6 protein-coding genes are annotated in these 9,510 nt (G+C 72.5%); 3 read left to right on the top strand and 3 right to left on the bottom strand.

All coding sequences use genetic code 11. From position 1 onward, the window contains the following. Positions 1 to 11: 11 nt before the first annotated feature. On the bottom strand, positions 12 to 1,466 hold the full coding sequence (locus tag ABGB05_RS21945) for an MFS transporter (RefSeq protein WP_347655332.1): 1,455 nt from the start codon (positions 1,464 to 1,466) through the stop codon (positions 12 to 14). A 108-nt stretch (positions 1,467 to 1,574) separates the two neighbouring features. On the opposite strand from ABGB05_RS21945, the gene ABGB05_RS21950 reads away from it, so the two are divergent. Together ABGB05_RS21950 and ABGB05_RS21955 are read left to right on the top strand one after the other, a co-directional pair. Beyond that, positions 1,575 to 2,396, top strand: a complete 822-nt coding sequence (locus ABGB05_RS21950; protein WP_347655333.1) for a helix-turn-helix domain-containing protein — start codon at positions 1,575 to 1,577, stop codon at positions 2,394 to 2,396. Between the two features lie 207 nt (positions 2,397 to 2,603). Then, on the top strand, positions 2,604 to 4,259 hold the full coding sequence (locus ABGB05_RS21955; protein ID WP_347655334.1) for an alkaline phosphatase D family protein: 1,656 nt from the start codon (positions 2,604 to 2,606) through the stop codon (positions 4,257 to 4,259). Between the two features lie 115 nt (positions 4,260 to 4,374). Here ABGB05_RS21955 and ABGB05_RS21960 read toward each other — a convergent pair whose 3' ends face one another. Continuing rightward, complete coding sequence (locus ABGB05_RS21960; protein WP_347655335.1) at positions 4,375 to 6,000, bottom strand: mucoidy inhibitor MuiA family protein; 1,626 nt, start codon at positions 5,998 to 6,000, stop codon at positions 4,375 to 4,377. Between the two features lie 79 nt (positions 6,001 to 6,079). Continuing rightward, positions 6,080 to 6,484, bottom strand: a complete 405-nt coding sequence (locus ABGB05_RS21965) for a YjbQ family protein (protein WP_347655336.1) — start codon at positions 6,482 to 6,484, stop codon at positions 6,080 to 6,082. Positions 6,485 to 6,686: 202 nt separating this feature from the next. Here ABGB05_RS21965 and aceE point away from each other — a divergent pair, with 202 nt between their 5' ends. Then, positions 6,687 to 9,443: a pyruvate dehydrogenase (acetyl-transferring), homodimeric type gene (gene aceE / locus ABGB05_RS21970; RefSeq protein ID WP_347655337.1), complete on the top strand. Its 2,757-nt coding sequence runs from the start codon at positions 6,687 to 6,689 to the stop codon at positions 9,441 to 9,443. Positions 9,444 to 9,510 lie beyond the last annotated feature (67 nt).

Genomic DNA, 9,510 nt, shown 5'->3' on the forward strand with positions numbered 1-9,510 from the left:
GTCCGGACCGGTCACCCGTCCGGGCGACGGTTCCGGACCGCGTGACCGGCGAGTGTGGCGGCGACCAGGAGCACCACGACGAGCACCGCGACCGTGCCGCCCAGCCCGGCGGTCGGATTCCCGTCCTGTGGTCCGCTCGTCGACAGGTAGACACCGCCGAGGCCGGCCACCCCGAGCGCGCTGGCCAGCAACGTACCGGTCGACACCAGTGCGGAGAGCGCCGCGCCGGCGTCGGCCGGGATCCGGGCCGCGATCCGGGTCACCAGCGGGCTGAACCCGGCGGCGTGCCCGGCCCCGGCGCCGCAGAGCAGCAGGCTGGCGATGACCCACGGCCAGTCCTCCCGGGAGACCAGGGCCAACGCGCCGGCGGCCGCCGCGAACAGCAGCGGACCGGCGACCGGGAGCCGGTCGGCCGGCCACCCGGACAACCGGGGTGCGAGCAGCCCGCAGACCGCAAAACCCACCGTGTACGGCACAAAGGCGAGCCCGGCGAGCAGCGGTGGATACCCGGTGCCGTCCTGCAGACGCAGGACGAGCCCGAAGACCAGCCCGGCGTACCCGCCCATCACCAGGCAGCAGGCCAACAGTCCGGAGCGGACCCCGGGGTGGGTCAGCACCCGCAGGTCGAGCAGCGGCGAGCCGCCCCGGGTGGCCATCCGCCGCTGGCGCGTGGCGAAGCCGGCGAGGCCGGCCGCGCCGACGGCGAACGACAGCAGCCAGAGCCAACCGGGCCAGCCGAGTTCCCGGCCGAGGACCAGCGGTGACACGATCGCCGCCATCGCCGCGCCGAGCATTGTCACGCTGGCGAGGTCCAGTCGGTCCGATCGGTCGGACGGCGTCCGCGCCGGCTCCTCCACGGGCAGGAAGCGGCCCGCCACGACCAGCAACGCGACCCCGATCGGCACGTTCACCAGGAACACGGCCCGCCAGCCGAGCCCGGCCGGGTCGAGGGTGATCAGCGCCCCGCCGAGAATCTGACCGGCGGCCACACCGAGGGCCAGCACCATCGAGTACCGGCCGATCGCCCGGGACCGGGCCGGTCCGGAGAGGTGCTGGTGGATCATCGACAGCACCTGGGGCACCATCAGCGCCCCGGTCAATCCCTGTCCGACCCGGGCCGCCAGCAGGGTCACCGGCTCCGGCGCGACGCCGCAGCAGAGCGACGCGGCGGTGAAACCGGCCAACCCGAGCCGGAAGATCCGGGCGTGCCCGTACCGCTGACCCAGGCGGGCGCCGGTGACCACCAGCACCGCGAAGGCCAGGGTGTAAGCCGCGAGCAGCAACTGCTGCTCGGCGCCACTGGCGCCCAGGTCGGCCCGGATCGTCGAGGCGGCCACCGCGACTATCGAACCGTCCATCGTCGCCATCGCCTGTCCGATCAGCAGCACCGCCAGCATCGGCCCGGTCCGGACCAGGCCGGACCGGTCGGGCGCCGCGACCGTCGCCGGCGCAGGTGTCTCCGTCATGCCGGAGACTCTCCGGCCCGCCCCCGGCCGACGTCTTGAACAATCTTGCGGCGGCCCGCGTCCGAACCCCGTTGGCGGGCCACCGCCGGCCGGCCTAGCCTGACCGGCGTGCGCACCACGACTGTGCTGGTCGACCAGCCCGACTTCCGGATCTGCGCGGTGCGCTGCCACGACGACCACACCGGCTGGTCCGCGCCGGAGCCCGTCGACCGGTACGAGTTGGTGCTGGTCCGCGCCGGAGGGTTCCGCCGCCGGGGACGGACCGGGGAGGCGCTGCTCGACCAGACGCTGGGCTATCTGGCGCACCCGCACGACGAGGCGAGTTTCGCCCATCCGCATGGCGGGGACGACTGCACCGCACTGACGATCTCGACGGCGCTCTGGCACGAGTTGCTCGACGCACGGCCGGTTCCGGAAACGGTCTACGTCGACGCCGAACTCGATCTCGCCCACCGGCTGCTCCGTCGGGCCGGCAGCGGTCCCGACCCGGAGTTCGCGGCGGCGGAGCGGTTGGTGGCCCTGCTCGTGCGGGCAACGGGCGTCCCCCCGGCCGCCGGCACACCGGGAAACGCGGCGCGGGACCGTCGGGTCGTCGAGGCCGCCCGGGAGGCACTGCACGACGGAGAGCCGGCCGCGACCGGACTGGTACCGCTGGCCCGGCTGCTGGACGTCTCGCCGTACCGGCTCAGCCGGTCCTTCCGGCAGCTGGTCGGGGTGCCGCTGACCCGGTACCGCAACCGGCTGCGGGTCGGCCGGGCCCTCGACCGGCTCGAACAGGGCACCGACAGCCTGGCCGCGCTCGCCGCCGACCTCGGCTTCGCGGACCAGGCCCACCTCACCCGGACGGTACGGGCGCAGCTCGGCCGGACCCCCGCCGAACTGCGCCGGCTGCTGCGCCCGTCATCGCCCAGCACCACCGGACCGTCCTGACCGACTGCCGCCGACCTCGACCGACCGTCGCCTTTGGCCTGACCGACTGTCGTCATCGCGCCATCCAACCGTCGCCGAAGGCCCGACCGACCGCACGACCGTCCCTTCACCGGTTGTTCGGCCGACGGCTATCGCCACGCTCCGTTCCCGGCACCGGTGCCGACCAACGTGCTTGCCAGTCTGTCCACCGGATCTTGGGAGATCTCGATGGCCCTGTCCCGCCGTACCCTTCTGGCCACCAGTGCCGCGGTCGGCGCCGCCGGCGCGCTGACCGCCCTGCCCACCGCGGCCGCCGCCGCCCGACCGCTGCGCACCGACCCGTTCACCCTCGGGGTCGCCTCCGGCGACCCGGACGCCGACGGTTTTGTGCTCTGGACCCGACTCGCGGTCGAGCCGCTGGCCGAGGACGGCATGGGCGGCATGCCGGACCGCACCGTGCCGGTCCGCTGGGAGGTCGCCGCCGACGAACGGTTCCGGCACGTGGTACGCCGGGGCACGGCGCTGGCCCGCCCGCAGACCGGGCACAGTGTGCACGTCGAACTCGACGGACTGTCCCCGGGACGTGAGTACTTCTACCGGTTCCACGCCGAGAAGCACACCTCGCCGGTCGGCCGGACCCGCACCGCCCCGGCGCCGTGGGCGCTCGGTGGCACCCTCACCATGGCCTTCGCCTCCTGCTCCCAGTACGAGCACGGCTACTTCACCGCCTACCGGCGGCTCGCCGAGGAGGAGCCGGACCTCGTCCTGCACCTCGGCGACTACCAGTACGAGTACACGAGGGACAGCTACACGATCCCGGGCGGCAACATCCGGGACCACGAGGGTCCGGAGACCGTGACGCTGGCCAACTACCGGCAGCGGCACGCGCAGTACAAGACCGACGCCGACCTGCAGGCCGCACATGCCGCCGCGCCCTGGCTGGTGGTCTGGGACGACCACGAACTGGACAACAACTGGGCCGACGAGGTGTACGAGAAGCCCGACATCCCGCAGCCGGACTTCCTGGCCCGGCGGAAGGCCGCGTTCCAGGCGTACTACGAGAACATGCCGTTGCGTCGCACCTCCGTACCGCGCGGCATCGACATGCAGCTCTACCGGCGGATCCGGTGGGGCCGGCTGGCGAACTTCCACATGCTCGACACCCGGCAGTACCGCGACGACCAGGCCTGCGGCGACGGCTACCAGGACTGCCCGGCCGCCCTCGACCCGGCCCGCTCGATCACCGGGCCGGAGCAGGAGCGCTGGCTGCTGGACGGTTTCCACCGCTCGGACGCCCGCTGGGACATCCTCGGCCAGCAGGTCTTCTTCGCCCAGCGGGACAACAACGCCGGCCCGGCGACGGTCACCAGCATGGACTCCTGGGACGGCTACGTCGCCTCCCGGGACCGGATCACCCGGGGCTGGCTGAACGCCGGGGTCCGCAACCCGGTGGTCCTCACCGGCGACGTGCACGCGCACTGGGCCAGTGAGCTGAAGCTCGACTACGCCGACCCGACCTCACGGACGGTCGGCGCCGAACTGGTCTGCTCCTCGATCTCCACCACCGGCAACGGCGCGGACTCGAACCCCGCCGACCACTCGTTCCTGAAGATCAACCCGCACCTGAAGTTCTACAACAACCAGCGCGGCTACGTCCTGACGAAGATCAGGGCCGACGAACTCGCGGTCGACTTCAAGGTGCTGCCGTACGTCACCACGCCGGACGCGCCGGTGCACACCCGGGCGTCGTTCGTGGTCGAGGACCGGGCACCGGGCCTGCACCAGACGTACGACCGGCCGCTCGACCCGCCCGCGTCCGCCGCCACCCGGACCGGAAGCGCCCCGGCCGTCGACCCGGTTGCCCAGGAGACCGTCCGGCCCTGAGCCGAACCCGCGGTTCCGGCGGGCGTGCCCGCGCGCCGGAACCCACCCACGGTGCCGGCCGACCCGGTTCGGGTCCGGGTCGGCCGGCACCGGCCGTCCAGGGGGATCCTGGCGACTACTCGCGCCAGCCGGTCAGGTCGACGCCCTTGGCCAGTTCCACCCGCAGGCCGAACAGGACCTCCCGGGACCCGCCCGGGGGCAGCTCCAGCCGCCAGCGCAGCTCGCCCAGGTCACCCCGCTCGGTCGGGGCCGGGTCGAGCCGCAGCTCGCGCACGGTGATCCCCTCGCCGCGCGAGACCGGCAACTGGTCGAGCACGGTGATCCGGGCCGGCCGGGGTGTGTGGTTGGCCAGGGTGGTCCGGTACTCCACCTCCCGGCGCCGGGTCGACCCGAGGGTGGCCTTCGTGTCCGTGCGGCGGACCAGCTCGCGCTTGACCCGGATCCGGTCGTCCAGGCCGAGCGCCAACTCGACCTCCTCCCCCGGCGCCCAGGTCGGCAGCTTCGTGGCGCCGACGAAGTCGTTGCCGTGGAACACCGACGCCGAGCCGGGCAGCAGGGTGTGGTCGGAGCTGTTGGTCACCGTCGCCCGCAGGTGCACGTCCGGGGTACGCACCGGCGCGGTGACGTAGTCGAGGGTGGACCCGAGTTCGAGCACCGCGACGACCGCCCGGTGCGTACCGCCGTCGGCCGGCACCGCCACCGGACGGGCCGGCTGGTAGGTGGCCGCCGCCACGCCCTGCTCCAGGGTCGCGGTCGGCTGGGCGACCGGTGCCGGTGGCCGGGGCGCGGATCCGGGGCGCCCCGGTCCACCCGGCCCGCCCGACGGTGCGGCGGCGGCGAACGCGCGTACCGGTCCGCCGCCCCGGGCGGCCTCCTTCGCCATCCAGGCCGTCGGGTCCGCCTGGTCCAGATACCACGGGCTCAGTTCCGGCAGGTTGGTGCCGGTGGTCGGCCGGGCGGTGGAGAGCAGCAGCTCACATTCCGGCCAGTCCTCACCGGTACGTTGACTGACCTGCCCGAACCAGGTGAGGGTCAGGGTCTCGTCGACCAGACGCAGGTCGTACGAGGAGGTCCAGCCCGCCCCGTCGACCACGTACGACAGCTCGAGTCGGACCTCGACGGTGGCCTCCGGGCCGGGTTCGCCGGCACCGTCGGGTTCGACCTGGACGACCACCTCGGCGGTGAGCCGGTCCGGCTGCCGCTTGCCGGGCAGCGCGGCGAGTTCCCGGTCGACGGCGGCCAGCCGCTCCTGGACCTCGTCACGCCGCCGGGTCAGGTCCCGCCGCCGGGCCTGACTCGCGGCGGTCTGCTCGGCCACCGCGTCGGTGAAGCCGAGGACGTCGCCCGGCGTCGCGTCGCCGCCGGCCAGGGCCCGGGCGTACGTGCCGCCGGCCCGCTGGGCGAGCTGGGTCAGGAACTCCGTACGGCGGGTCTCGACGGTCTCCGCGTCGGCCAGCTCGGCGATCTCGGCGGTCAGCTCACGGCGCCGCCGCTCCAGCTCGACCGCGCCCGGCTCGGCGCTCCGGGGTCGCACGTCGGTCGCCACGTCCACGCCGAGCACGCTCGCCGGCCCACGACCGCCGACCCGCAGCGAGTCCCGCCGCAGGCCGAGCGGAAGCGGGCCGATCCGTACCCGGTGCTCGCCGGCGGGCAGCCGGAGGTCGGCCCGGCGGGTGACCCGGGCCCGGTCCGGAAAGACGGTGACGGCGACGATCGGCGCCTCGATCGGGGAGGGTGTCATCCGCGCGAGGCTAGCCGATCCGGGCCACCCGTTCCGGGTGGCCCGGATCGGGTGGCGCTCCCGTCCAGCCGGCCGGCCGTCAGCCGGCGAGGAAGGAGAAGCGGACCTGGCGGGTGGAGTTGTCGCCGTTCGGGTCGACCAGGCAGATCGACTGCCAGGTGCCGAGGGCGAGCCGCCCGCCGAGCACCGGCAGGGTCGCGTACGGCGCCACGAAGGCCGGCAGCACGTGGTCCCGCCCGTGCCCGGGCGAGCCGTGCCGGTGCCGCCAGCGGTCGTCGGTGGGCAGTACGTCGTCGAGCGCGGTCAGCAGGTCGTCGTCGGAGCCGGCGCCGGTCTCGATGATGGCCAGGCCGGCGGTGGCGTGCGGCACGAAGACGTGCAGCAGCCCGTCGCCCCGGCCGGCGAGGAACCGTTCGGCCTCCTGGGTGATGTCCCGGACCACCGGACGGGAACCGGTCCGGATGGTGATCACCTCACTGTCCATGTGCCCAGTCTGCCGCACCGGCCGTCCGTCCCATTCATGAACGCCTGCCTGGTCCGTGTCCGAGAACGACGTGTTGCCGGAAAGTTACCCCCTGGTACCTGTGTCGAGCATCGCCTCTGGCGGGTCTAGACGTGACGGACACCGGCACAAGGAGGCAGGATGGCGCTAGAGACCTATCCCACACACAACCTAGGGAACGCCTGTGGCCACGGAACGCAAGCGCCCGGTGATCAGCGACGGCCTGCCGAGCCAGCTTCCGGACATCGACCCCGAAGAAACAAGCGAGTGGGTCGAGTCACTCGACGGTGTCATCGACGAACGCGGCGCCAAACGCGCACGGTACGTCATGCTGCGCCTGCTGGAGCGGGCCAGGGAACGCCAGGTGGGGGTCCCACCCCTGACCACCACCGACTACATCAACACCATCCCCCCGGAGCGGGAACCCTGGTTCCCCGGGGACGAGCACATCGAGCGGCGGATCCGGGCATACATCCGGTGGAACGCGGCGATGCTCGTGCACCGGGCCCAGCGGCCGGAGATCGGCGTCGGCGGCCACATCTCCACGTACGCCAGCTCGGCGTCGCTCTACGAGGTGGGCTTCAACCACTTCTTCCGGGGCAAGAACCACCCGGGTGGTGGGGACCAGATCTTCTACCAGGGTCACGGCTCCCCCGGCATGTACGCCCGGGCGTACCTGGAGGGCCGGCTGAGCGAGCACCAGCTCGACGGTTTCCGGCAGGAGCTCTCGCATCCCGGCGGCGGGCTGCCGTCGTACCCGCACCCGCGGCTGATGCCGGACTTCTGGGAGTTCCCGACCGTCTCGATGGGTCTCGGCGGGCTCAATGCGATCTACCAGGCGCGGTTCAACCGCTACCTGCACCACCGGGGTATCAAGGACACCTCGCAGCAGCACGTGTGGGCGTTCCTCGGTGACGGTGAGATGGACGAGCCGGAGTCGCTCGGCGCGATCGGCGCGGCGGCCCGCGAGGAGCTCGACAACCTCACCTTCGTGATCAACTGCAACCTGCAGCGGCTGGACGGCCCGGTCCGGGGCAACGGCAAGGTCATGCAGGAGCTGGAGGCGTTCTTCCGGGGCGCCGGCTGGAACGTCATCAAGGTGGTCTGGGGCCGGGAGTGGGACCCGCTGCTCGCCGCGGACACCGACGGCGCGCTGGTCAACCTGATGAACACCACGCCGGACGGCGACTACCAGACCTACAAGGCGGAGTCCGGGGCATACGTCCGGGAGCACTTCTTCGGCCGCGACCCGCGCACCCGCAAGCTCGTCGAGGGGATGACCGACGACGAGATCTGGAACCTCAAGCGGGGTGGGCACGACTACCGCAAGCTGTACGCGGCGTACAAGGCGGCGATGGAGCACACCGGCCAGCCGACCGTCATCCTGGCGAAGACGATCAAGGGCTGGACGCTGGGTTCGAGCTTCGAGGGCCGCAACGCGACCCACCAGATGAAGAAGCTCACGCTCAGCGACCTGAAGAGCTTCCGTGACCGGCTCTACCTCGACATCCCGGACTCGGCGCTGGAGGACAACCCCTACCTGCCGCCGTACTACCACCCGGGCGAGAAGTCCGAGGAGATGGAGTACCTGCGCGAGCGGCGCCAGCAGCTCGGCGGTTACCTGCCGACCCGGCGGACCGAGTGGGCGCCGCTGCCGGTGCCGGGCAAGGAGCGCTTCGCCGACGTCAAGAAGGGCTCCGGCAAGCAGAAGGTCGCCACCACGATGGCCTTCGTCCGGCTGCTCAAGGACGTGATGAAGGACCGGGAGTTCGGCAAGCGGTTCGTGCCGATCATCCCGGACGAGGCCCGTACCTTCGGCATGGACTCGCTCTTCCCGACCCAGAAGATCTACTCGCCGCACGGCCAGCGGTACACCTCGGTCGACCGGGAGCTGTTCCTGTCGTACAAGGAGGCCACCACCGGGCAGATCCTGCACGAGGGGATCAACGAGGCCGGCTCGGTCGCCTCGTTCACCGCCGCCGGTACGTCGTACGCGACGCACGGCGAGCCGATGATCCCGCTGTACATCTTCTACTCGATGTTCGGCTTCCAGCGCACCGGTGACGCGTTCTGGGCGGCCGCCGACCAGATGGCCCGGGGCTTCGTGCTCGGCGCCACCGCCGGCCGGACCACCCTGAACGGTGAGGGTCTGCAGCACGAGGACGGCCACTCGCACCTGATCGCCGCGACCAACCCGGCCGTGGTGGCGTACGACCCGGCGTTCGCGTTCGAGATCGCGCACATCTTCGAGCACGGCCTGCACCGGATGTACGGCGACAAGCCGGAGAACGTCTTCTACTACCTCACCGTCTACAACGAGCCGATCCTGCAGCCGGCCGAGCCGGCGAACGTGGACGTGGCGGGGCTGCTCAAGGGGATCTACCGGTACTCGCCGGCCCCGGCGGTCTCCGGCGGCAAGGGCGGCTCCGCGCCGCGCGCCAACATCCTCGCCTCCGGCACCGGCATGCAGTGGGCGCTGAAGGCGCAGCAGTTGCTGGCCGACGAGTGGGGGGTGGCGGCCGACGTCTGGTCGGTCACCTCCTGGACCGAGCTGCGCCGGGACGCGGTGGAGTGCGAGGAGTACAACCTCCTGCACCCCGGCGACGAGCCCCGGGTGCCGTACATCCAGCAGAAGCTGGCCGGGTCGGACGGTCCGGTGATCGCGGTCAGCGACTGGATGCGCGCGGTGCCGGACCTGGTCTCGCGCTGGATCCCCGGTGCCTACACCTCGCTGGGTACCGACGGCTTCGGCCTGTCGGACACCCGGCACGCGCTGCGTCGGCACTTCCACGTCGACGCCGAGTCGGTGGCCGTGGCCACGCTGCGTCAGCTGGCGCTGGGCGGGGTCGTACCGCCGTCGGTACCGGCCGAGGCGGCGAAGAAGTACGCGATCGACGACGTCGCGGCGGCCCCGGTGGGCGAGACCGGCGGGGACTCCTGACCGGCTGGGTCACGACGAGTGACAGGACGAGGGGGCGGGTGGCGGCGGACGCCACCCGCCCCCGCGG

The organism is Plantactinospora sp. B5E13 (assembly GCF_039871775.1).
Lineage (GTDB): Bacteria > Actinomycetota > Actinomycetes > Mycobacteriales > Micromonosporaceae > Plantactinospora.

Bases quoted from the DNA above. Each gene is read 5' to 3' on its own strand.
- ABGB05_RS21945 (WP_347655332.1), bottom strand. From the start codon at position 1,466: ATGACGGAGACACCTGCGCCGGCGACGGTCGCGGCGCCCGACCGGTCC.
- ABGB05_RS21955 (WP_347655334.1), top strand. From the start codon at position 2,604: ATGGCCCTGTCCCGCCGTACCCTTCTGGCCACCAGTGCCGCGGTCGGC.
- ABGB05_RS21960 (WP_347655335.1), bottom strand. From the start codon at position 6,000: ATGACACCCTCCCCGATCGAGGCGCCGATCGTCGCCGTCACCGTCTTT.
- ABGB05_RS21965 (WP_347655336.1), bottom strand. From the start codon at position 6,484: ATGGACAGTGAGGTGATCACCATCCGGACCGGTTCCCGTCCGGTGGTC.